General features: G+C 65.1%; 25 protein-coding genes. 14 read left to right on the top strand and 11 right to left on the bottom strand.

Annotation, left to right across the window (positions count from 1 at the left end; all coding sequences use genetic code 11):
* The first annotated feature begins 3 nt into the window (after window positions 1-3).
* Together AC3DEZ_RS07515 and arsB are read left to right on the top strand one after the other, a co-directional pair.
* Complete coding sequence (locus tag AC3DEZ_RS07515; RefSeq protein WP_488387944.1) at window positions 4-522, top strand: arsenate reductase ArsC; 519 nt, start codon at window positions 4-6, stop codon at window positions 520-522.
* A 13-nt stretch (window positions 523-535) separates the two neighbouring features.
* Window positions 536-1582, top strand: a complete 1047-nt coding sequence (arsB, locus tag AC3DEZ_RS07510) for an ACR3 family arsenite efflux transporter (protein WP_488387943.1) — start codon at window positions 536-538, stop codon at window positions 1580-1582.
* Between the two features lie 134 nt (window positions 1583-1716).
* On the opposite strand, the gene AC3DEZ_RS07505 is transcribed toward arsB, so the two are convergent.
* Entirely contained in the window at window positions 1717-2904 is a 1188-nt protein-coding gene (locus AC3DEZ_RS07505) for an alpha/beta hydrolase (RefSeq protein ID WP_488387659.1), read from the bottom strand.
* A gap of 171 nt (window positions 2905-3075) precedes the next feature.
* On the opposite strand from AC3DEZ_RS07505, the gene AC3DEZ_RS07500 reads away from it, so the two are divergent.
* From AC3DEZ_RS07500 to AC3DEZ_RS07485, 4 genes are all read left to right on the top strand, one after another.
* Window positions 3076-3438, top strand: a complete 363-nt coding sequence (locus AC3DEZ_RS07500; RefSeq protein ID WP_488387658.1) for a bleomycin resistance protein — start codon at window positions 3076-3078, stop codon at window positions 3436-3438.
* Window positions 3439-3758: 320 nt separating this feature from the next.
* Window positions 3759-4025 (top strand): hypothetical protein, encoded by a 267-nt coding sequence (locus AC3DEZ_RS07495; RefSeq protein ID WP_488387657.1) that lies wholly within the window; start codon window positions 3759-3761, stop codon window positions 4023-4025.
* Between the two features lie 94 nt (window positions 4026-4119).
* A complete protein-coding gene (locus tag AC3DEZ_RS07490; RefSeq protein WP_488387656.1) occupies window positions 4120-4863 on the top strand; it encodes a hypothetical protein in 744 nt (247 codons plus the stop codon).
* A gap of 813 nt (window positions 4864-5676) precedes the next feature.
* On the top strand, window positions 5677-6189 hold the full coding sequence (locus AC3DEZ_RS07485) for an HIT family protein (RefSeq protein ID WP_488387655.1): 513 nt from the start codon (window positions 5677-5679) through the stop codon (window positions 6187-6189).
* 264 nt (window positions 6190-6453) lie between these two features.
* Here the strand turns inward: AC3DEZ_RS07485 and mddA are convergent, their stop codons facing one another.
* From mddA to AC3DEZ_RS07455, 6 genes are all read right to left on the bottom strand, one after another.
* A complete protein-coding gene (gene mddA, locus AC3DEZ_RS07480) occupies window positions 6454-7188 on the bottom strand; it encodes a methanethiol S-methyltransferase (protein WP_488387654.1) in 735 nt (244 codons plus the stop codon).
* A 13-nt stretch (window positions 7189-7201) separates the two neighbouring features.
* Entirely contained in the window at window positions 7202-7474 is a 273-nt protein-coding gene (locus AC3DEZ_RS07475; RefSeq protein WP_488387653.1) for a DUF4242 domain-containing protein, read from the bottom strand.
* Window positions 7475-7541: 67 nt separating this feature from the next.
* Window positions 7542-7916: a DUF4242 domain-containing protein gene (locus AC3DEZ_RS07470; RefSeq protein WP_488387652.1), complete on the bottom strand. Its 375-nt coding sequence runs from the start codon at window positions 7914-7916 to the stop codon at window positions 7542-7544.
* Window positions 7917-8021: 105 nt separating this feature from the next.
* Window positions 8022-10607 carry an ATP-binding protein gene (locus AC3DEZ_RS07465; RefSeq protein ID WP_488387651.1) on the bottom strand — a complete coding sequence of 862 codons (2586 nt, stop codon included), beginning with the start codon at window positions 10605-10607 and terminating at the stop codon, window positions 8022-8024.
* 121 nt (window positions 10608-10728) lie between these two features.
* On the bottom strand, window positions 10729-11121 hold the full coding sequence (locus AC3DEZ_RS07460) for a RidA family protein (RefSeq protein WP_488387650.1): 393 nt from the start codon (window positions 11119-11121) through the stop codon (window positions 10729-10731).
* Between the two features lie 26 nt (window positions 11122-11147).
* The gene (locus AC3DEZ_RS07455) at window positions 11148-11558 is read right to left on the bottom strand and encodes a RidA family protein (protein ID WP_488387649.1); all 411 of its coding nucleotides are present in this window, start codon (window positions 11556-11558) and stop codon (window positions 11148-11150) included.
* 131 nt (window positions 11559-11689) lie between these two features.
* Here AC3DEZ_RS07455 and AC3DEZ_RS07450 point away from each other — a divergent pair, with 131 nt between their 5' ends.
* Window positions 11690-12628, top strand: a complete 939-nt coding sequence (locus AC3DEZ_RS07450; RefSeq protein WP_488387648.1) for a LysR family transcriptional regulator — start codon at window positions 11690-11692, stop codon at window positions 12626-12628.
* A 19-nt stretch (window positions 12629-12647) separates the two neighbouring features.
* Here AC3DEZ_RS07450 and AC3DEZ_RS07445 read toward each other — a convergent pair whose 3' ends face one another.
* Window positions 12648-12995 carry a response regulator gene (locus tag AC3DEZ_RS07445; RefSeq protein ID WP_488387647.1) on the bottom strand — a complete coding sequence of 116 codons (348 nt, stop codon included), beginning with the start codon at window positions 12993-12995 and terminating at the stop codon, window positions 12648-12650.
* On the bottom strand, window positions 12961-14145 hold the full coding sequence (locus tag AC3DEZ_RS07440; protein WP_488387942.1) for a two-component system sensor histidine kinase NtrB: 1185 nt from the start codon (window positions 14143-14145) through the stop codon (window positions 12961-12963). The genes AC3DEZ_RS07445 and AC3DEZ_RS07440 overlap by 35 nt, the downstream gene beginning before the upstream one ends.
* Before the next feature lie 517 nt (window positions 14146-14662).
* Here AC3DEZ_RS07440 and AC3DEZ_RS07435 point away from each other — a divergent pair.
* The 5 genes from AC3DEZ_RS07435 (at window position 14663) to AC3DEZ_RS07415 (ending at window position 17093) form a co-directional block, all read left to right on the top strand.
* Window positions 14663-14968, top strand: a complete 306-nt coding sequence (locus AC3DEZ_RS07435) for a hypothetical protein (RefSeq protein ID WP_488387646.1) — start codon at window positions 14663-14665, stop codon at window positions 14966-14968.
* A gap of 104 nt (window positions 14969-15072) precedes the next feature.
* The gene (locus AC3DEZ_RS07430) at window positions 15073-15342 is read left to right on the top strand and encodes a hypothetical protein (protein WP_488387645.1); all 270 of its coding nucleotides are present in this window, start codon (window positions 15073-15075) and stop codon (window positions 15340-15342) included.
* Window positions 15343-15577: 235 nt separating this feature from the next.
* Window positions 15578-16210 carry a hypothetical protein gene (locus tag AC3DEZ_RS07425; RefSeq protein WP_488387644.1) on the top strand — a complete coding sequence of 211 codons (633 nt, stop codon included), beginning with the start codon at window positions 15578-15580 and terminating at the stop codon, window positions 16208-16210.
* A gap of 46 nt (window positions 16211-16256) precedes the next feature.
* Window positions 16257-16556 carry a DUF6959 family protein gene (locus AC3DEZ_RS07420; protein ID WP_488387643.1) on the top strand — a complete coding sequence of 100 codons (300 nt, stop codon included), beginning with the start codon at window positions 16257-16259 and terminating at the stop codon, window positions 16554-16556.
* Between the two features lie 393 nt (window positions 16557-16949).
* Entirely contained in the window at window positions 16950-17093 is a 144-nt protein-coding gene (locus AC3DEZ_RS07415; protein ID WP_488387642.1) for a DUF4279 domain-containing protein, read from the top strand.
* Window positions 17094-17347: 254 nt separating this feature from the next.
* On the opposite strand, the gene AC3DEZ_RS07410 is transcribed toward AC3DEZ_RS07415, so the two are convergent.
* Together AC3DEZ_RS07410 and AC3DEZ_RS07405 are read right to left on the bottom strand one after the other, a co-directional pair.
* Window positions 17348-18166 carry an aminoglycoside phosphotransferase family protein gene (locus AC3DEZ_RS07410; protein WP_488387641.1) on the bottom strand — a complete coding sequence of 273 codons (819 nt, stop codon included), beginning with the start codon at window positions 18164-18166 and terminating at the stop codon, window positions 17348-17350.
* A gap of 203 nt (window positions 18167-18369) precedes the next feature.
* Window positions 18370-20433 (bottom strand): 3-hydroxyacyl-CoA dehydrogenase NAD-binding domain-containing protein, encoded by a 2064-nt coding sequence (locus AC3DEZ_RS07405; protein ID WP_488387640.1) that lies wholly within the window; start codon window positions 20431-20433, stop codon window positions 18370-18372.
* Between the two features lie 331 nt (window positions 20434-20764).
* On the opposite strand from AC3DEZ_RS07405, the gene rpoE reads away from it, so the two are divergent.
* Both rpoE and AC3DEZ_RS07395 read left to right on the top strand, forming a co-directional pair.
* Window positions 20765-21385: an RNA polymerase sigma factor RpoE gene (gene rpoE / locus AC3DEZ_RS07400; RefSeq protein WP_447102668.1), complete on the top strand. Its 621-nt coding sequence runs from the start codon at window positions 20765-20767 to the stop codon at window positions 21383-21385.
* Window positions 21382-22311: a sigma-E factor negative regulatory protein gene (locus tag AC3DEZ_RS07395; protein ID WP_488387639.1), complete on the top strand. Its 930-nt coding sequence runs from the start codon at window positions 21382-21384 to the stop codon at window positions 22309-22311. The genes rpoE and AC3DEZ_RS07395 overlap by 4 nt, the downstream gene beginning before the upstream one ends.
* Window positions 22312-22389: the final 78 nt, after the last annotated feature.

Genomic DNA, 22389 nt, shown 5'->3' with positions numbered 1-22389 from the left:
CCCATGAAACGTCGTGTTCTTTTCCTTTGCACCGGCAATTCCGCGCGCAGCGTTCTGGCCGAGGCCACGCTGCGGGCCTGGGCGGGCCACCGGTTCGAGGTGTTCAGCGCCGGCAGCCAGCCCGCGGGCGAAGTGAATCCCCATGCGCTGTCGCTGCTGTCGGCCGAAGGCATTTCCACGGCCGGACTGCGGAGCAAATCGTGGGACGAGTTTGCGGGCGAAGGCGCGGCACCGATGGATCTGGTGGTCACGGTGTGCGATTCGGCCGCCGCTGAAACCTGTCCGGTGGTGTTCGGCGACTTCCTGCGCGTTCATTGGGGGCTGCCGGATCCGGCGGCGGCGCAGGGGAGTGACGAAGAGAAGCGCGAAGCCTTCAGACAAGCGCATCGCGTCATCAAGGCCAGGTTGCTGGCGTTTCTGGCGTTGCCGGCGGACGCATGGAATGACCGGCAAGCGCTCAAGGCTCAACTGGATCGGATCGGCTTCGTGGAGCCCGAGGACGAGGTCATTCCTCATGGCTGAGGCCGCCCCGCGCATCGGCTTCTTCGAGCGCTACCTGACGATCTGGGTGGCGCTGTGCATCGTGATCGGCACGGGGCTGGGGCACTTCTTTCCCGCCGTATTCGCGCGGCTGGGCGCGATGGAAGTCGCCAAGGTCAATCTGCCCGTCGCCGCGCTGGTCTGGACGATGATCATTCCGATGCTGCTGAAAGTGGATTTCAGCGCGATGAAAACGGTGGGACGGCACTGGCGCGGTATCGGCGTCACGCTGTTCATCAACTGGGCGGTCAAGCCGTTCTCGATGGCGCTGCTGGGCTGGATATTCCTGCGCCACGTGTTCGCGGATGCATTGCCGGCCGGGCAAATCGATTCGTACATGGCGGGCCTCATCCTGCTGGCGGCCGCGCCCTGCACCGCGATGGTGTTTGTCTGGAGCAACCTGTGCCGCGGCGATGCGAACTTCACGCTGAGCCAGGTGGCGCTGAATGACGCCATCATGATCGTGGCGTTCGCTCCGCTGGTGGCGCTGCTGCTAGGGCTTTCCGCCATCACGGTTCCCTGGGACACGCTGGTGATTTCGGTGGGGCTCTACATCATCGTCCCCGTCGCCATTGCCGTCGTGATGCGCCGCTGGCTGCTGGGGCGGAGCGGGGAGAAAAGGCTGGAGAAGGTGCTGCATGCGCTGGGGCCGTACTCGCTGGCCGCGCTGCTGCTGACACTGGTTCTGCTCTTCGGCTTCCAGGGCAGGCAGATCATCGAACAGCCGCTGGTGATTGCCATCCTGGCCGTTCCCATCCTCATCCAGGTCTATTTCAATTCCGGGCTGGCCTACCTGCTGAATCGTCGCCTTGGCGTCGCCCACAACGTGGCGGGTCCTTCGGCGCTGATCGGGGCGAGCAACTTCTTTGAACTGGCGGTGGCCACCGCGGTGGGCCTGTTCGGCGTCCACTCCGGCGCGGCGTTGGCGACGGTCGTCGGTGTGCTGATTGAAGTTCCCGTGATGCTGTCCGTCGTCGCCATCGTGAATCGTTCGCAGGCGTGGTACTGCCTCGGAACTGGCCGCGCTCTTCAAGCCAGGTGAAACCGGATGCGCAGGGACGCGGCTGCCACGTTCATTGCGCGGCGAGCACGGGATGTTTTCTTCAGGGGGAGCGGCAGGAGGCTTGGCATCGCTCACGGGCAGCGTTTCCAGACGCGCCAGTCCTGCCTCGTTTGCTATGAACCGCTGATCACGGTCGGTTCTGGCGTCCCGTGCTCCAGAACGCCGATATCCAGCAACCACGCCTTGAGCAGGGCGGGCCACATTCCGACCACGGGATGAACCATGCGCCGCAACCCGAACGCGTGGCCGCCCCTGGCGAACAGATGCACTTCGGCGGGGACGCCCGCGGCATTCAGGGCGCGGGCGTACAGGGTGCTGTTGCAGACGGGATCCACGTCGTCGTCCCAGGCCTGCAGCAGGAAGGTGGGGGGCGTGTCCCGGGTGACCCGGATGCTGGTTTCCAGGGTGTCGCCATCCCGGCACAGGTGGCCGGGATAGAAAGCGATGGCGAAATCCGGACGACTGCTCAGCTTGTCCACCGCATCGACGGGTGGGTAGGCGGGCACAACGATGTTGCTGGTCTGCGCCACCAGGAATCCGCCGGCGGAGAAACCCATGACGCCGATCTTGCCCGGGTCGAGACGCCGTTCTTCCGCCTGGGCGCGCACCAACCGGATCGCGCGTTGCGCGTCCTGAAGTGGAAAGCACGGGCATTCCGTGGGCCAGTGATGGTTGTCCCGCGTCGGCACCCGGTACTTCAGCAGGAAGCAGGTGATGCCTTGCGACGTCAGCCAATCGCAGATTTCGGTGCCCTGCTTGGTGACCACGACGGCCCGGAAGCCACCGCCGGGCAACACGATGACGCCGACACCCGTGTTCTTTCCTTTGGGCGGAAAGACGGTCAGGGTTGGGCGAGAAACATCCCACGCCGCTTCGGAGGTGGTCCCATGGAGCGCGTCGGGCGTCCGGGCGATCTCGATGCGTTCCGGCGCGGGTGCGCCCGGTTTCATGTCCGGCGCGGCGCCGGGCCATATCGGGATTTGCTTCAGCCCTTCCGGCGGCTGCCACGGACCGGATGCCCAGGTGCTTTCATCTTTGGAATCCGGGGACGCTTTTGTCGCCTTGGCGGCGTCCCGCGTGCTTTGAGCCAGCGCGGAAGAGGCCATGAGGGCGGCGACCGTCAGCGTGCAACAGAAGAGCATGAGATTACGCAGCACTTTCCATTCTCCATGGGAGCGGGCAGTGAGTCGGCGCGAAATGGACTCGATGCAGCCGGAGCAACATCGCGCCGGAAACGGTGCGTCGGGATTCTGGAGTCCTCCATGACAACACGTCAACGCATCCCGGAACGTCGCGCGCAAGCAGCAACGCTTCTTCGAAGAAGCCAATGACCGGCACCTGTAGTTTGATGAAGCGGGCGAGCATCCGAGTCCTGGACGCCCGCCGGAAGCGTGCGATTGACGAGCTGGCGAGGGCATGTCCAGAATCCGCGTAGTAGGGGCAATCGTAGTTCGCCAGCATGGAGGGACGTCATGACCCAGACCGTTGTTCCCGTTCTTCGCGCGACCGACGCGGCGATCAGCCTCCCGTTCTATACCGAAGGCCTGGGGTTCACTGTCGACTGGGAGTATCGGCACGAACCAGGCTTTCCCGTCTTTGCGCAACTCACGCGGGAGGGGCAGTCGATCTTCCTGACGGAACACGCAGATGACTGCCAGGTCGGTGGCGCCGTTCACTTCATGGTTCCGGCGGTGGACGAGTGTTATCGGGCGTTTCAGGCAACGGGACTTGTCAAGGCCAAGCCGCCCCACAACACCGCGTGGAAGACGCGCGAACTCCAGATTGTCGACCCGGATGGCAACCGGCTTACCTTCTCCACCGAGCTTGCCGGCTGAATCTTCATTCGAGCCGGAGCCGCTTCCGGGTCTGGCTTGATTCACGCGTCGGGAGAAAGGGCGGTGTGGTTCGAGGTGCCCGCTATCGACCCGAAGCCGGCATTACACGCGGTGCGGTAGCGATGGGGACGAGACCCTGTCGACCGCCCGGAGGCATTGGAACCGCGGTTTTTGATGGCGACGGACGGAACCGGGCCGCAACGCTCGCGGGTTGACGCATCTTCACAGTCCATCCACATACGCCAATGTCGCCTGAAGGCTACTGATGACTCCGCCAAAAAGGCCGCTATATTTCGAGCTCCCAGACGAAGGAGGTTGGAATGTTTATGACCCAGCAACATCTGAAAATGGCACGTGCGCTCGGCGTGGCGATCGTCGCTCTGAGTCTTGGCGCCTGCGCCACCTACAAGGACGAGTTCGCAACGATCAACTCGCGCCTCGATCAACTCGACACGAAGGTGCAGGGTGCGGCTCAAAGCGCCGAATCCGCCAATCAATCCGCGCAGCAGGCCAACCAGCGGTTGGATCAGATGGAAGGCCGTCTCCAGCGGCTGGAAAGCGCGCCCCGCCGTTCGCCGCGCGGTTGATCGCGCTTGCACCGTTTGTGACGAACGGTTTGCATCCGGGACCCGGCGGCCTTGCTGGCCGCCGGTCTCCTTTCTTCCCCCAGTTTTCGTTCTGATGAGCCGTCCTATCCGTACGTATCTACATCCTGCGATCCGGGCCGCCTGTGGCGCGCTGGCGCTGACGCTGGCGTTCACGAGCGTTGGCGTGGCCAGCGCCAGGGATGCCGCCGCGCAACCGATAACCGCCGCCGATCAGCTTCCGCGAGGACAGGAAGTGTCCGATACGGTGATTGAGCTCGCGGGCTGGGTGGTCGCAAGCAAGGACAACCTGGGCTATCCGTTCGCGATCCTGGACAAGGCCGCCGCGCAGGTCCTGGTGTTCGGCGGAGACGGCCGGCTTCGCGGCGCCGCGCCCGGGCTCTTTGGCTCGGCGATCGGCGATCACACGGCCCCCGGTATCGCCGGCCTCGCGCTTCGCGAAATTCCGGGCCGGGATCGCACGACGCCTGCTGGCCGCTTTGTCGGGGGCTTCGGCCCGTCGATCGATGCGGGGCGCGTGTTGTGGGTGGACTACGAGTCCGCGGTCTCCATCCACCCCACCGCGACCGGCGTCCCGGCCGAGAAACGCCCCGAACGCCTCGCATCGCCTTCGCCGGACGACAACCGCGTCACCCATGGCTGCATCAACGTCTCGCCCGAGTTCTACGAGCAGATCATCGGTCCGACGTTCGAGCGGGGCGGGGTGTTCTACATCCTGCCGGAGAAGGAATCGCTGGCGGAGACTTTCCCCGAGTTCGCGCAAAGTCGCGCGACTGCGCAAGGCAACGATGGAAAACGCGCACGGCGCGCCCGCAAGTGAAGGACGCGTCAGCGCGTTTCCTTTGATGTGCGGCACATGCGTTCTTGACTCAGACATCCATGTCCTCGACATCGCTTCGCCCCGTTCGCCCCGTTCGCCCCGTTCGCCCCGTTCGCCCCGTTCGCCCCGTTCGCCCCGTTCGCCCCGTTCGCTCAGTGAACGGGGCTGACCATTCATTCAAGTCGAAGCGTCTTCGCGGGTCAGCTTGATCCCGGAATGGGGCCGTGTCCGTTCGAGGTCGGAAGCGGACATCAACCAGCGATTCCGCTGTCGTTCCCAAGGTTGGCGTCGTCGCATCTCCCGCACCGCGTTCCGGTCCGCTTCGCGCCATGTTGGCCGCGTCCGTCATCCGTCGGCTTGCTGGCCTGCCCCTGCGCCCCTAAGATCGACACCTTGTTGCGTTGTAGGCGGACCACGGGGGCCGTCATCGGGCCGTTGGGCGAAAGGAAGCATCGTGCGGAAGGACAATTATTGGTTTCCAGCACGGAAATACGGCTGGGGCTGGGGTCCGCCGGTCCGGTGGCAAGGCTGGGTGGTCTATGGCCTGGCCTTGATACTTCTGGTTTCCACCTTCTTCGTGTTTCCACCCGCCACGGATCTCGTGCCATTCCTGACCAGCACATGGGGCGTTCTCCTGGTACTCGTTGCCATATGCTTCATCAAGGGCGAACCTCCGCGCTGGCGTCAGGGCAAGTAAAAGCCGGCTACATCCATCTGAAACCGAATCAGCGGCTCGCCGAAGGCGGGGCGGCAGGTCAACAATGAATGGGTGGGCCATACGGCTCTGCAGCCAGAAGTGTTTGGAGATGACCGATGATTGAACTGCCCGTAAGAGATCCCTGTGACCTGTGTGAAACGGCGGGCCGCGAAGACAGGTGGGCGATTATCGATGAGAGCGAACATACGCTCACCGTGATCAATCCATGGCAGTTCGAAGTTGGCCAGTGTTGCGTCATCACGCGTCGACATATCGCGACGCTGCTCGATCTTTCCCGCCAGGAATGCGAGGAAATACTGATCTCCGCCAAGCGGGTCGCCGAGGCGCTCGTCAGAACGTATCAGCCCCTCGGAATCCTGACGTTCCAGAACAACGGGGTCTACAGCGGACAGGAAACACCACACTTCCATTTTCACGTCGTGCCCCGGCAGAAGGGGAGCGACTGGGGCATAGGCCCGCCGCAACTTGCGACATTCGATGGTGCCGGGCGTCAAAGGGGCACACCCCATGATTCCGGCGGAGATGCGCAGCGTTTGGCGCGCGTTCGGGTTTCCGCCGGACAACTGGCTGAAACCGCGGGCCTGATTCGTTCGAATCTGCCGAAGTAGGCCGGTGTAGCCGCGCTGCGGATTCGATGTTCGTCTTCCAGGGGGGGCGGCCCGTGGAGAGTCTCGCCAAGGTGTTCGTCAAAGACGGCAACGGATACTTCGGGTGAGATTGAAGGCCAGTTCATCCCATTGCCCTGAAAGGGACGTCGCCCGATTCAGGTGTTGGCGTTGCATACGCCACGCTGCTGCTTGTCGCATCCGGAATGAGGTGCGGCGGGAAATCCCCGCCGCACCGGAACGGAACCAGGCTTGTACCCCACGGGCTCAAACACGCTTCCGCAGAGGCAACAGCATCGGGACCCTGCGTTGGTAGTCGCGATACGCATCACCGTGGATGGCAACCAGATCGCGTTCCTCCAGGAACTTGACCGCGACCACGATGTAAGCGGTGACCACGACGGCGAACAGCAGATGTCCCAGGCTCATGCCGGGCGTGACCCAGAACGCGATCAGGAATCCCAGCATCAGCGGGTGGCGCACGATCCGGTACATGGCGCGCAGGACGAAGGGCTCGTCCTTCGGGGAACGCCGCCGCGCGTGAAGCCACACTTGCCGCAGGCCGAACAGTTCGAAGTGATTGATCGCGAACGAACTGGTCAGCACCAGCAGCCAGCCCAGCAGGGAGATCGCCCATAGCAATCCCCTCGCCAGACCGTTGTCCACCTGCCAGATGACCTGCGGCAGGGGACGCCACTGCCAGAACAGCAGCGCCAGCACCAGGCTGCTCACCAGCACGAAGGTGCTGCGTTCAATCGGTTGCGGCACGAAACGCGTCCACCACCGCTTGAACGCGGGCCGCGCCATGCCGCTGTGCTGGACGGCGAACAGGGCCAGCAAGGCGATATCGATCATCAGTGCGGTCGCAAGGGGCGTGGCCGCCCCGTTGTCGATGTGTTTCGGCACGCCCATGCCGGCGACAAAGGCGATGGCGTACAGAAACGTCACCAGGAATGCCGCGTAGCAGACGCCGCCGTACAACACGGCCAGTGAACGGGACATGGTCGGTTTCCTCCTAGCGGTAGAAGTAGGGGGCCAGGACGTTCACCTGGGTGATGCGTTCCAGCGGCAGGTTGTTGTCGCCCGCGGCCCGGCGGATGGCTTCGGGATCCGGACCGTCGTAGATGCAGAACGTCTTGCTCTTGTCGGCACTCACATAGGAGTGCACCCAGGTCACGCCTTCCCTGGCGTTGGTGGCGACCACGCCGAGGCAGGCGCGGGCGCCCACTTCGGTCATGGGGATGTTGAGGCCTGTGGGGAAATTGCGTTCGATGACGTAACGGGGCATGGGAGTTTCTCCGGAAGGATGGCGAATGCCGTGGTGGCGCGACCGTGCGGCCGCGCACCTGGCGGGCTCAGTGGGCTTCGAGGGTGACGGGCACTTCGGTGATGGTGTCGACCGGCAGGTGGTTCGCCTGCGCCGCCTGGCGGATGGCGGCTTCGGTCGGACCTTCGTAAACGCAGAAGGTCTTGGTCTTGTCGCCGTTGGCGAAGGACATCAGCCATTTGACGCCGAACCGGGCATTGGTCTGGTTGACCTTGGCCTTGGTGTCGGCGTCCAGACCGTCAAGCGCGCCCTTGGGGAAGGAACGCTGGATGAGATAGCGGTGGTTGGCGCCGGTCGCGCCGCTCTTGGCGCTCGTGGCGTTCGCCGCCGCGAAGCCGGTCAGGGCCAGGGCGCACAGGGCGGCGACGGCCAGCGCGTGCAGGGGATTGAGGGCGGTTTTCATTTGGGGATTCCGTAGTGGGCACAGCGGATTGCTGTGCTGGAAAGGTTACGGAGCCCCCTTGCGCGCCGCGTCGGCGAGCCTGCCCAGATTGCGCGGGGCGATTGCCTATTTTCTGGCGCGGATGCCCATCGCCAGCGCGGCGGCCACGGCTTCGGTGCGGGTGCCGACGCCGAGCTTGGCGAAGGCGGCGGCGACGTGGTGGTCCACCGTGCGCACCGAACGCGACAGGCGCTGGGCGATCTGGGCGTTGCGCAGGCCGCCGCACAGCAGTTGCAGGACTTCGATTTCGCGTGAGGTCAGGGCGCAGGGATTGGCCTGGGTGGAGGCGCGCTGGCCGCGCGGGACGCCGCGGACGCCCGCTTCGCGCAACGCGCGGCGCAGGCGCGCGACCATCGGGTTGGCACCGAGGCGCTCGAAAATCACCAGCGCGGCGCGCTGGTCCGCTTCGTCACCCTCGGCCAGTGCACGCGCCTGCTCGTACGGGCAACCGAGTTCGCGCCATGCCTCCGCAGCCTCATGCCATCGGCCGGCGAACTGCAGGGCAAATGCCGGCGTATGCGCGGAGGATTCGTCCCGGCTCTCACCCAGGCCGCGGTAATACGCGATTTCATCCATCAGGTCACGGTGATAGCGCGACCGGGTATGCGTCGATACCAGCGCGGCCATGGCCGCATTGGCGCGTGGCTCATCGCCTTGCAACCACGCCGCTTCCAACTGCGCGGCCACCACCGGCGCGATGCGAAGGAAGGATTGCATGGGCAGCGCGAGTTGCAGTGCTTCCTCCAGCACCACCGAAGCGTCCGGATCCCCACGGCGTACGCGCACGTGACCCAGCACCGTGAGCGCGATGACGCGGCTGATGGGCGCGAGGTTGGGAATCCGCAGGAGCTGCGTCGCCTGGCCGGCGGCCCGATCCCACTGGCCTTCGGCGAACCAGGCGCAGGCCTGCATCGCCGCCAGATAGCCTCCCCATGCATCGAGGTCGCGTGCTTCGCAGTAAGCCAAGCCGTGCGTGAGCCAGTCCTGCGCGGCGGGCAGGCGTCTGCACATGACCGCGTCGTACGAAAGGTTCACGTAGGCGCGCGCCGCGTGTTCCTCGAAGCCCCGGGCCAGAGAGGTCTTCAGGCTCTGCTCCAGGGTGAGCGCGCCGGCCGCGTCGCCGCTGTCGAGTTGCGCGGTGCCGATGTTGTTCAGCGCATGCGCCTCGATTTCCCCGTCGCCGAGTTCGCGGGCCAATTGCAGTGCCCGACCGCCCCAAAGGATGGCGTCCCCGTTTTCGCCTTGCAGCATGTGCAGTTGCGCGCGATTGCTGTAGGCCATCGCCAGTTCGCGGCAGGGTGGCTGGTCGCCCAGCAATTGGATGGCTTCATCCGCATACGCCTGCGCGGGCACGGTCTGGCCGTTGTACCAGCTCAGGCGCGAGAGCCAGCGGGTGGCGTCCCCTTGCTGGACGGTCGCACCCAGACGGCGCCAGAGATCGCGCGCCGCGTCACGCGCGGTCAGGGCTTCGCCGATCTGCTCGGTCAGGTAGCACTCGTAGGAGAGGCGTTCCAGCAGCGCGGCACGGACCGCGTCCGGTTGCGCGTCGGCGAACGCCAATGCGGTCCGGAAGTGCGCGGCGGCCTCGCGATGGGCGCCGCTGCGCTGCGCCTCGCCGGCGGCGGCGGGTGCCAGGCGCAACACCGCTTCGGCGTCGCCGGCGCGGGCGGCATGGTGCACGCGCCACGCCAGTGGCGCACGGCTCGCGGGTACGTCCTCCAGCGCCGCGAGAACGCGCGCGTGGAGCCGCTGCGCACGTGGACCCGACAGCGACTGCTCGATCGCCACACGCGCCAGTTCATGCCGGTAGGCGAACACCTCGCCATGGGCGACCAGCAGCCCGGTATCCAGGCATTCCTCGATCGTATCGACCGAAGGCGCGAGCACGGCTTCCAGCAACCAGCCCTGGATATGCCGGGGCACGATCGCCGCCAACTGCGCGAGTTCCTGGGCCACGGGGCCGAGCCGGGCGAAACGCGCCAGCACCAGATCCTCCACGCCATGAGGCACGGTCTCGGTGCCTCGCCGCAGCATTTCGCTGACGAAGAAGGGATTGCCCTGGGTGACCTCGTACAAACCCTCGTGTGAGTGCAAGGAGTCTTGGGCCATGGCCTTCACGGCCTGCGCGGTCAGACGCGGCACCTGCATGCGGGTGAGGGATGCCCGCGGGAGATCTCCCATCAGTCGACGCAAGGGATGCTGTGCGGACACTTCGTCGTCACGGTAGGTCACCACGAGCAGGCAAGGCACCTGCTCCAGGCGCCTGCCCAGGAATCTGAGCAGATCGAGTGTCGCTTCGTCCGCCCAGTGCGCATCTTCGACCACGAAAAGCGTGGGCGCCGCCTGCAGCTCGGAGAGGACGACACCGAAGAGCTGCATGCGCTCCAGCTGATCGACGCGGGCACCGAAAGAGACCGGGTTGTTGCGGATGATGTCGTGCAGGGGGGCGAGCGGATGTGGTGTCTGCAAGGCATCGCAGGCTCCCCGCCAGAGGTTCATCGTGTCCCGTCGCTGGCGCAGCGCGGTCACCAGACTGGTCTTGCCGATGCCCGCTTCGCCGCCAACGAGCGCAATGCTGCCGGTGCCGCCCCGCGCTTTCTGGAGCAAGTCCGCCAGGGCGTCCAGCTGCGATTCGCGTTCGAACAGATTCATCGTGGGCGGCGGGGGCCATCCGGACAGGGATGCCCTGGAATAGTCCTGTCAACGCATTGCGCGCGTCGCGCAGGACAGGCCCCGGCGACCGCCGACCGCCGGCCCGAAGCGGGATCCCCCTTCAGCCGGGAATCCGCGCAATCACCTTGATCTCGAAGTCGAAGCCCGCCAGCCAGTTCACGCCGACCGCGGTCCAGTTCGGATAGGGGGCCTTGGGGAAGATTTCGCCCTTGATCTTCATGACGGTGCCGAATTGACGCTCCGGATCCGTGTGGAAGGTGGTGACGTCGACGATATCGTCCAGCCCGCCGCCTCCGGCTTTCAAGGTCGCTTCGAGGTTGACGAATGCCAGCCGGACCTGCGTCTCGAAGTCCGGTTCGGGCGAGCCGTCCTCGCGGCTGCCGACCTGGCCGGACACGAACAGCAGATCCCCAGATCGGATCGCGGCGGAATAGGTCTGGGACGCATAGAGGTCGTGCCGGCCTGCGGGAAATACGGGATCACGCGGTGCCATGGGGAATGCTCCTGTTGTCGTTGAGGTCACGCGGCCCGGCGCGGGACGTCCGGCAGCCTGGCGGTGGCCTTGATTTCGAAATGGAAGCCGTACAGCCACGTCACGCCAATCCCGGTCAGCGCGGGATACGGCGCCTCGCCCCAGAACTCGGGCACGATCTTCCATGCCCGTTCGAAGTGTTTCTCCGGGTCGACGATGAAGACCGTGACGTCCACGATGTCGTCGAAGGTGCAGCCGGCTTCGGCCAGGATGGCGTTGAGGTTGCGGAAAGCCTGCCGCACCTGTTCCTCGAAGTCAGGCTCCGGCGAGCCGTCCTCGCGGCTGCCGACCTGGCCGGACACGAACAGGAGGCCGTTGGAACGCACGGCCGGGGAATAGCGGTTGCGCTCGTACAGGGCGCGGCGGCCCGGGGGGAAAACGACATCACGGGTATTCATGGGAATCTCCTGGCGGGGGATGACCCCGGGTTCTGCCGATCACTCTAGGCAGCCGCGCCAAGGCGATAAACACGCCGAACGCGGGATCACTGTTTGTAGAATCCAAACAATCCCAACGTCCGGAACCCCCCATGGACCGTCTCGATGCGATGCAGGCCTTTGTCCGCGTGGTGGAAACGGGCAGCTTCACCAGGGCGGCCGAGACCTTGCTGGCCAGCAAGACCCGCGTCACCCAACTGGTGCAGCAACTGGAGACCCATCTGCGGGTGAAGCTGCTCCACCGCACCACGCGCAAGGTCAACGTCACCGCCGATGGCGCCGCGTACTACGAGCGGGTGGTGCGCCTGCTAGGTGACCTGGACGATGCCGAAACCAGCCTGTCCGCGGCCTCCGCATCGCCGCGCGGCCGGCTGCGCGTGGACGTGCCCGCGCCGCTGGCCAGTCTGGTGCTGGTGCCCGCGCTTCCCGATTTCCACGCGCGCTATCCGGAAATCCAGCTCGATCTGGGCGCGAGCGATCGCAAGGTGGATCTGATCGACGAGAACGTGGACTGCGTGGTGCGTGGCGGCGAACTCACGGATCCGTCGCTGCGCGCCCGCCATGTCGCCGATCTGCCGCTGGGCGTGTATGCCGCACCGTCCTACCTCGCGCGTGCGGGTACGCCGGCGCATCCGCAGGCGCTGGAAGACGGTCAGCACCGCATCGTCAGTTACCGCAGCTCGCGCATTCGCAGCACGTTGATGTCCCCGCTGCACCGGGGCGGGGAAGAGGTGCGTGTGCAGGGACGCCACGCGCTGTCGGTGGACGATGGCAACGCCTATCTCGCGGCGGGCGTGGCGGGTCTGGGCGTGCTGTGGCTGCCGCACTACATGGCGCACGCACCGCTGGCCCGCGGCGAACTGGTGCGGCTGTTCGAGGACTGGCGGCTCGACGCGATGCCGTTGTACGTGGCATTCCCGCCCAACCGGCATGTCAGCCGCAAACTGCGCGTGTTCATCGACTGGATCGTGGCGCTGATGGCGCGGCACGCGCCGGCCATCCAGCCACCGCGGGTGCCCGCGCAGACCTGAGGCGCCGCGGCCGCGCAACTCAGCCGATCGCGTTCAACAATCCCGCCAACCGGTACGGCTTGGGAATGAACTGGAAGCGATCCGGCAGTTGCGGCAAGTGACCGAGTTGATGACCTGAGGCGACGATGATTCTGGCTTCCGGGTTGAGCCGTGCAGCCTCATGCGCGACGTCGATGCCGGAGACGCCGTCCGGCATGCTCACGTCGGTAATCACGGAGTCGAACGGGATGCCCGCGCGGAGCAGTTCCAGTGCGTCGTGGCCGTTGGATGCGACGCGGACTTCATAGCCTTCGGAAGCCAGGGCGTCCGCCACGACCTCCGCGATGTCGACCTCATCCTCGACGAAGAGCACCCTGCGAACGTTCACCAATCTCCTCCTCCCCGTGTGCGGGCAACCAGATGCGGAGCACCGCACCCTGGCCCGGATTGCTCACCAGTTGGACAAAGCCACTGGACTGCGTGGCCAGCCCGAACACCTGGCTGAGCCCAAGGCCGCTTCCCTTTCCTACTTCCTTGGTCGTGAAGAAAGGGTCGAATACCTTGGCCTGCAGTTCTGGCGGGATGCCGGGTCCGTCATCGGCGACCTCCGCGCAGACGTGAAGGCATTCGCTGGCGTCGGCCCGCAGGGGATTTTTCATCGGACTGGCGAACGTCCGGACGACGATGTTGCCGGTTCCCTCCAGGGCATCCCTGCTGTTGGAAACGAGATTGAGGATGGCGGCCTCCAGTTGGGCCCGGTCCACGAGCACGCGCGGCAGACCGTCGGCGAGCTCGAAACGCAGGCAGATCTGTTCGGCGCAGGCCCGTTCGAACAGATCGCCGGATTTGCGAATGAGTTCGCCGAGATCGGTGGATTGCGGAAGCAGGTCCTGCCCGCGGCCGAAGGTCAGCAGCTGGCGGGTGAGCAGCGCGCCCCGATCGCAGGCCCGGATCGCGGCTTTCAACGGGGAAGTGATGTTGTCGTTGCCCGCGGTCCTGGCGGCGATCACGTCCAGGCTGTTGAGGATGACCGTGAGCAGGTTGTTGAAGTCATGCGCGAGACCGAGGGTGAGCTTGCCGATGGCTTCCATCTTCTGCGCCTGGAGCAGCGCATCCCGGGCCTCCTCCAGGCGCTTCTGGGAGGAGTGTCGCTCGGTGACATCACGGGTGACCTTGGCGAATCCGATCAGATTTCCGTTTTCCCGGATGGGCTCGATGACGATGCTCGCCAGGAACCGGCTTCCATCCTTGCGCACGCGCCAGCCTTCCGCGGAAAGGCCGCCTTTCTCCGCGGCGGCCAGAAGATTGTTCCGCGGAACACCGGCGACGGCATCTTCGGGCGTGTAGAACCGGGAGAAGTGTTCGCCGATGATTTCCTGGGCGGTGTAGCCCTTGATGCGTTCACCGCCGGGATTCCAGGAGCAGATGTAGCCATCCGGATCGAGCATGTAGATGGCGTAGTCCGTGACGCTTTTGATCAGCAGCGACAACTGCCGGGATTCATCCTCGAGCGTTTTCGGTTGACTGAGTCTCAGCATGTGGATATCCCGCAGCCCTGAGTCCCACGCTAGGGCGCGGTTTGTTAAAAGACGGTGAGTCCGGACGCCTCGTTCTTGCAGGACCCGCGCCAAGAGCGTATATGTGTAGGACTTGCTGAGCGGCAGCTCATTCTCGCCATTCGTCCAAGGCGACCACACTTCCTTTCGGCACACACGCATAGCCCTGTGGCTAAGGATGCCTCGTGTCCCAAGGTCGTCGCCAGGTGTTTGTCCTGCATGTAGGTGCCGCCCAATCCGTCGGTCCCGATGAACTTCGGGTCATGTGGGCGACGGCGTGCGGATCGTTGGATATCAACGTGACGCGGCAAGTGCGTGGAGGTACCGAACCTGCCCGCCCGAGTTACGGGTTATGGGTGGGGGAGGCGTTCGACAGGCATGGGGCGGAGGCCAGGATGCGGCAACTCCTCATGACGCGTGGCTATCTGTTCACGCTTAGACATACTGCCCAGTAGGAGGCTGCATGGCGTTCGATATTGGAATCGGGAAGTGCCGTTCGATGACGGACGACACCGTGGATGTCTGGGTCGACAGTTCCGTCGTCCGCAGGATTCTCCCCGACGTGGCGTGGAAACAAGCCGGCATCAGCGTGCTGCGGATTCCGCAGGCGGTGTGCAGTACGGTCAGGCCGCTGGTCGTGGGCGAAGAAGTGTTTCTCGGCAGCGATGCGCTGAATGCGAAGAGTTTCGGCCAGCTTGATTTCCATGGCACGGGCGAGTTCAGCCGTGTCGGCCTGGGCAAGCTGGTGCCCGTCATCGACGAGAATCTGGCCCCGCCACCCAGTCGCAAGAACACCTGGCGCTGAGAGGATGGGGATGGTCCTTCGCGGGTTGCCGACGGAATCGAAAGGGATTGCGGACGGGACAGGCTTCGACATCGCGCCGACGGTAGCGGGATCTGGAGATGATGGTGCGGCATAGACACGAACTTACTTTCACGCTGCACGTGGGACACCGACAGTCGATCGGGCCGGCCGAACTCCAGGCCATGTGGCAGGAGGCCGCGCAGTCCTCCGATGTGAGCGTGACCAGACGGACACCGGTCTACAACCAGGCCAAGCAACCCTACTACGAGTTGTGGTCGTGGCGGCTTCGCGACAAGGATGCGGCGGAAAAGCGCCTGCGTGGTCTGCTGGAGGCGAAAGGCTATCTGTTTGGCCTCGCCGACATGACCACGTGACCGACTGGCACCGAGTGGGACAGGCATTCGGGATCCTCATCCGGATCATGTAGTTCTTCCGTGGACTCGTGTGTTTTTTGCGTCGCCGCCGGGATCTGGATGGGGAACGGCAAGTCTCCGGAAGCAGGCCATTTGACCCGGGCGAATGACTGCCCGTGCGGGAAATGTCCATATCGGCTCCACGCATTGTCTGCCTGTTCCGCGTCGGCTAGAGTGCCGCGATGGAGGACGGGCGATGACATGGGCGTTGGAGAGACGGATCATCGGACTGGCTTGCCTGCTGGCCGTCCTGTGTGGCCCGGCATCGGCGCGGGCACTGGACAGGATCACCCTCAACGCACGTGAGCTGTCCTCGGGGGGCTACACGTGGGAAGCACCCGCCGCCCGCATCGAAGAAAGCCTGGATCTGGGTGACGAAATCTACGGAGGCACCCTGAATCTGATGCCCAAGGGGCAGCAGGGGCAGTATCGCGTGCGGGTGCAATTCGAAACCAGTCTGGGCATCAGCGGAGAAGGACCGCATGTGGATCTGGTCGATTTCCACCATTGCGTATCGGAGTGGCATCCCGCCGAGACCGATGATGGCGGCAGCTTCATCGTGCCCACGCCGACCGAAGCCGAAGCCAACTGCGTGCCCCGGGCCACCATGGGCGAAGTCCGCAACGCGACCCGCAAGGCATTGACCGGCTGGGAGGACTCATCGGAAGCCGAGGATTACTGGCTGGGTCTCATCAAGGATCTCAAGTCACCGGCGGATTTTCCGATGTATTCCACCATCAGCGAGATCCGCATCCAGGTGGAAGCGCAGGTCGGCGACCGGTGGATACCGGTGACACTGCTGGTCTTTGAAGTGCCGATGGGATGTTGACTGGAGCAACGCGGGCGCCTGGAACGTCAGGACCTTGGGAGGGGGAATGTACGAAGAACGAGTGGAAATCTATTCCGATCGCACCAATGCCGTCGTGCTGCGCCACCAAGGACGCAAGCATCCCGGCATACTGGTGCAGGGCGACGCATTGTTCACGCTGTTCCAGCGCGCCGACGCCGTCTGTGAAGCCGCGCGCGGCGCGCTCCCTGTCGATGCGTACCAGGGGCTGACCGATCTGCGTGACACACTGCTTGCTTATCTGGACCACTATCGGACGGTGCTCTGTGAGCATGGACTGGGGCTTCCATTCCATGAATCCACCGGATTCGATACATCGCATGGGTGAGTCTTTTTTACATCCCCTTTGCGTGTATGCCTTCATTTAGGCGGACACCTGGTTGTCACAATTGCTGTGGTTGCTCTTCTGACGGCCGTAGTGGCGTTGGTGGAGGGAAGCCTTTCATGAGAATCGGAACGCTGCTGGCGATATCACGCAGGATTTTTTCGCTATTTTGAGATCGAGAACGAGCAATGAGCAGGCTGGACGAGACTCAGGTATCGGTTCGACGGAATCCTGCCGAAAGGGACAGCCTGTCCATTGGGCTGGGCAGGACGCGAATCGCGAAGGGCGGAAGCTGGCGGCGGCGAGCTGTGCACCGTCAGCCAGGGGATATGAAGGCCCGGATTCTCGAGCTGTTATCGGGACTGACGCAGGACATGGCAATCTGGCAGGAACTGAGTGAGCTACGATCCGGACGTTTTCTGCGGGTTGTTCATGGCCAGCGGAAATGATGAATTCGATTTGTCGAACGCCGTGCTCGATGCCTTGGCTCGACGCGGTTTGAGACTGAGGTTCGATCTCTATGATCACATCGAAGAATGAGAGTGGGTGCAGATGGCTCGGCTTGTCTGCGAAATGAAAGCGCAAGGGATATGGCGGTTGCATAGATGAGGGAATAGGACATGCGGATGGCAGGTTTCTGCTTTCGCTGCATACCGCGCAAGCGCAGGCCGCGGATGCGTTGATCAACCATGCCATTGCGATGGTCAATGAAAAAGGCGATCAATGCATGTGAGCTGGATTGGCCAGCGGTATGAGTTCAGCGGACGCCCTGCTCCCTCCGCAGGCCTCGCCCCTCAACCCTCCAGCATCGCCTGTGCCAGATCCGCTACGGCGAAATCAGAGGCGACGCCTTCCTCGTCCTGGTCTTCCAGGAACCAGGCGGCCGAAAGGCCGGCAAAAGCGACCACCCAACGCAGCAGGCGCCGTGGCTCCAGGTGCGCGGCCTCGGCAATCACGCCGACCTGGTGATGGAAACGGTCGGGTCGGGTGACGGTGGGCAGGTCCGGGTTGGTCAGCAGATTGGCGTAGTCGAAACCACGCTCCCCGGTGACGCATTTGGGATCGACGGCGAGCCAGCCGCGTTCGCCGAAATCCAGCACATTGCGATGGTGCATGTCGCCGTGAAGGACCACCGGATCGCGCGGATCCTCCAGTAGTTCCCGCGCGGTGGCCCAGGAGCGGGCGAAGCGCGCTCCTTCTTTCGACGTCGCTTCCAGTGATCGGAACCACGGCCCCAGCGGCACCAGATGCGCGGGCGGTGGGGCGGCACGCGGCGCATGCAGGCGGGCGAGGGTGGCGCAGAGGATGCGACTGGCCTCGTCGTCTCGACCGTCCAGCGCCATCGCGAACAGGTCACGCGATCCGGTGGCGCGCTCCATCAGCACGGTGTCGCCTTCATGCGCATACACCTGAGCGGCGCCGTCGCCATTCCACCAGCGCAGCAGCGCGCCGCCGGATTTTTCCTCGGGTGTCAGTGCCCGCTTGAGCATGGCGGGACGGCCCTGCGAGCGCACCGGCAGCAGCTGACTGCCCGGCGTGGCGAAAGCGTCGCCGTCCACGGTGAGTCGCCACTGGTCGAGCAGGGGCCGCCAATTGAAGGGAGGATGGTTCATGCAATGGAATCATAGCCAAACTCGTCGACACTGCCGGAGCCCGAGGCGGTATCCCTGTGGGAGCGACGTCAGTCGCGAACCTGTCAATCCGGTTCGACTGACGCCAAGGCGCGTTTGACATCGCGAATCGCGACTGACGTCGCTCCCACAAGCGGGCTTGAGGGTTGAAAAGAAAAAGGCCGCATCGCGGCCTTTTCTTCCATTCACGCGGCCGGCTGCCGCAGCGCCTCCGAATCCCAGCCGGGACGTGGTGCGAAGCGATCGCCATGGCGCGATTGCAGGGCCTCGAGTCTGGCCAGCAGCGCGTCGGCGCCGGCGCTGCGAATGCACTGGATGGGGCCGCCACGGAACGGGGCGAAGCCGGTGCCGAAGATCACGCCAGCATCCAGCAGATCACCGTCGGCGACCACGCCGTCGTGCAGGCAGGCCACGGCTTCGTTGAGCAGCGGCAGGATCAGGCGATCTTCCAGATCTTCCGGCGCCTTGTAGTCCTGCGGCACCTCTGGCTTGACCGCCTTGCCGTTCTCCCACTTGTACAGGCCCTGGCCGTCCTTCTTGCCGCGCTTGCCGTTTTCCACGTTGCCGAGCGCGGCGGGAACGGTCAGGCCGAGGAACGGGGCCAGTTCCTTGCCCACGCCGGCGGCGACGTCCAGGCCCACCGTGTCGATCAACTCGATCGGTCCCATCGGCATGCCGAACTTCACCGCGGCCTTGTCGATGACCGGACCGGGAATGCCTTCCGCATACGCGTTGGCCGCTTCCAGCATGTACGGGAACAACACGCGGTTGACCAGGAAACCCGGCGTGCCGGCGACCGGCACCGGCAGCTTGTCCAGCGCCTTGCAGAACGCGGCCAGGCGTTTTTCGGTTTCCGGCGCCATCGCATCGTGGTGGATGATTTCCACCAGCGGCATCAACGCGACCGGATTGAAGTAGTGCAGGCCGGCGAACTGCGCGGGACGCTGAATGTGTTCGCGCAGCTCGGTCAGCGGAATCGAAGAGGTATTGGTGGTCAGCAACGCGTCGGGCTTCAGGCGCGGTTCGACCGATTGATACAGATCGCGCTTGGCTTCCGGATTCTCGATGATCGCCTCGATCACCAGATCGGCTTCCAACACGCCGTCGCCGGCCAGATCACTCTTCAACCGCGCGGCCACCGCCGGACGCTTGGCGTCGTCCTTCACCCGCTTGGCGAACAGCTCCTGCGCGCGCGTCATCGCGCCGTCGATGAAGCGTTGCTCGCGATCCTGCAGGGTGACCTCGAAGCCCTTGTAGGCCGACCACGCGGCGATATCGCCGCCCATCACGCCGGCGCCGACCACATGCACGCGCTGGATGCCGTGGTCCTTGCCACCCAGGCTCTTGAGCCGTTCGGTGAGGAAGAAGATCCGCACCAGGTTGCGCGCGGTCGGGGTGGAGGCCAGCTTGACCACGGCCTTGCGCTCTGCGTCCAGCCGGCCCTGGATGCCCTTGCCGCCGGAATGCAGCCAGGTGTTGATGAGGGCATAGGGGGCGGGGTAGTGCGCGCGCGGCGCCTTGCGGGCAACCTGCTTGGTCATCTGCGGCGCCAGGATCCGGCGGGCGATCCAGGTGTTGCTGATCCAGCCCAGGAAGCGTTGCTGGAAGGGACGCTGCACGCCGTTCTGGATCAGGCCCACTGCCGTATCCAGCAGCACCGCCGGTTCCACCACCTTGTCGACCAGGCCCATCGCGCGGGCAGCGCTGGCGGACAGCGTGCGGCCGGTGAGCATCATGTCCATCGCCTTGGGCGAACCGACCAGCCGCGGCAGGCGCGCGCTGCCGCCCCAACCCGGGAAGATGCCCAGCTTCACCTCGGGCAGGCCGATGCGGGTGGATGCGTCGCTGGAGGCCACGCGGTACCGGCAGGCCAGTGAGATCTCGGTGCCGCCGCCCATGCAGAAGCCATGGATGGCGGAGACGGTCGGGCAGGGCAACTCGGCCAGCTTCTGGAACACGCTCTGGCCACGACGGATCGCGTCGTTGACGGTGCCGCGGCGATCGAATTCCTGGAACTCCTTCAGGTCCGCGCCGGCGATGAAGCCGGAGGCCTTGGCCGAGCGCAGCACCACGCCCTTGGGCGGGTCGATGGCGAGGCGTTCGAGCAGGTCGGACAGCTCGATCAGGGCGTCCTGGGAGAACGCGTTGACGCTGGCACCCTGGCGGTCGAAGCTGAGGACGACGATGCCGTCGCTGCGCAGTTCGGTCTGCCAGTGACTGAATCGAAGCCCATCGAAGTTTGCGGCCATGATCGGACCATCCGTTTACGTATGGACAAGACCGCTATCATCCCGAGGTTGTTTAACCCGCGTCAAATCCGCATATCCGGGAGAGGGGTTGATCGGCGGCCGGGGAAATGATCCCGTGCCGGCGGTTAAATTCTTGATATCCCGCCGGTTTTTCCCGGCTGATGCGCCGGTTCCGGTCGCCGTTGTCCGGAACCGCGCGATGGTCCGGCCGGGAGTGGCGGCGGGACGGGAGACGGGGCTGGTCGGGCCCGCGACCCACTCGTGAACTTTTTTCCGCGGATGCGGTCACATTGCCCGGCTGATGGCCGAGCTCACAGGAGTGCAGCCCGGCATGGCCGGAACCGATTCAACACAGGAGTTGGACCTCGAACTGGTCAGGCGGGTGCAGCGCGGCGACAGCGCGGCCTTCGATCTGCTGGTGCGCAAGTACCAGCATCGGGTGGTGGCCCTGATCGGGCGCTACATCCACGACTGGAGCGAATGCCAGGACGTGGCCCAGGAGACCTTCCTGCGCGCCTACCGCGCGCTGGGGAACTTCCGGGGCGATGCCCAGTTCTATACGTGGCTTCATCGGATTGCAGTGAATACCGCCAAGAACCACCTCGTAGCCCACAACCGCAGGCCGCCGACGGATGACGTCGACGCCGCCGACGCCGAACAGTACGACGCCGGCAGCCGCCTTCGCGACACGGACACCCCCGAACGCGAATTGATGCGCCAGGAACTGGAACGCACGGTGATGAAGGCGGTGGATGCATTGCCCGAGGAATTGCGGACCGCCATCACCCTGCGCGAGGTGGACGGCCTGAGTTACGAGGAAATCGCGCAGAAGATGGATTGCCCCATCGGCACCGTGCGTTCCCGCATTTTCCGTGCGCGTGAAGCCATCGATGCCGAATTGCGACCCTTGCTCGATACAGACAGTGCCACCCGGGAGCGTAGCCGCCCATGACCGTAGAACTCGACAAACTGGACATCCACAACCGCCAGCAGCTTTCGGCGTTGATGGACGGCGAGTTGTCGCCCGATGAAGCCCGTTTCCTGCTGCGCCGCCTGCGGCACGACGGCGAACTGAACGCCTGCTGGGAACGCTGGCAGCTGTGCGGCGATGTGCTGCGCGGACAGACCCAGGCGCCGGCGCCGGAAGGTTTCGCCGCGAAGGTGGCGCTGGCCGTCGCGGCTGAAGCGCGGCAACCGGCGGCCCACCAGGATTCGACGGGCGCGTCGCGCGGTCGTCTGGCCCGTTGGGGCGGTGGCGCATTGGCCGCTTCGGTGGCGTTGGTCGCCTTGTTCATGGCCCGTCAGCAGGTGCCGCAGGAAGACGCGGCGTCCGCCGCTCCGTCGGTGGCGTCGGTGCCGAGCGCGCCGGCCGAAGGAAATGGTGTTCCCGCGACCGCCGAGACCGGCACCCTGGCCGATGGTGCCGGGGCGGCAGAACAGGCCCTGGCTTCGGCGGCGACCGCCGCGGTGGCCGTGGCCAGTGTGCCGCGCCGCACCGACACCGCTTCCCGCCGCAGCGCCACCCGCACCCAGCAGGCGGCCCGCAGCGCCGCGACGCGGGTAATGCGTGAACCGGTCCGCGCGGTGGCCAGTGCCGGCAGGCCGCCGGTTGCGATCCCCCCGAGCACGGCAGTCGGCGCGCCGGTGAACGCACCGATCGCCACGTTGGCCCGCAATACCGATCCGTTCTCGCAGACGCCGGCGGTCACCCCGCAGGCCCGGCCGTGGCCGCGCTCCACGCTGTCGCAGTACCCGGCCAGCGGTGCGTTCAATGCCGGTTTCTCCAGCGATTCGGGCGGGCGCACGTTCTACCCGTTCGAACCTTCGCCCTCGTCGGTGTCGCCACCGGCCGAGCCGGCCCACGCACCGCAGCGCTGAACCGCGGTCGCATCGTCATTCCCCGGCGCGGTCCGCGCCCGGGGTTCCACTCCAAGATCCGTCACCACCTGTAATCGA

The organism is Pseudoxanthomonas sp. 134C1 (genome assembly GCF_057773065.1).
Note: the sequence above shows the minus strand (reverse complement) of the source record. Positions and strands in the feature narration are given on the sequence as shown.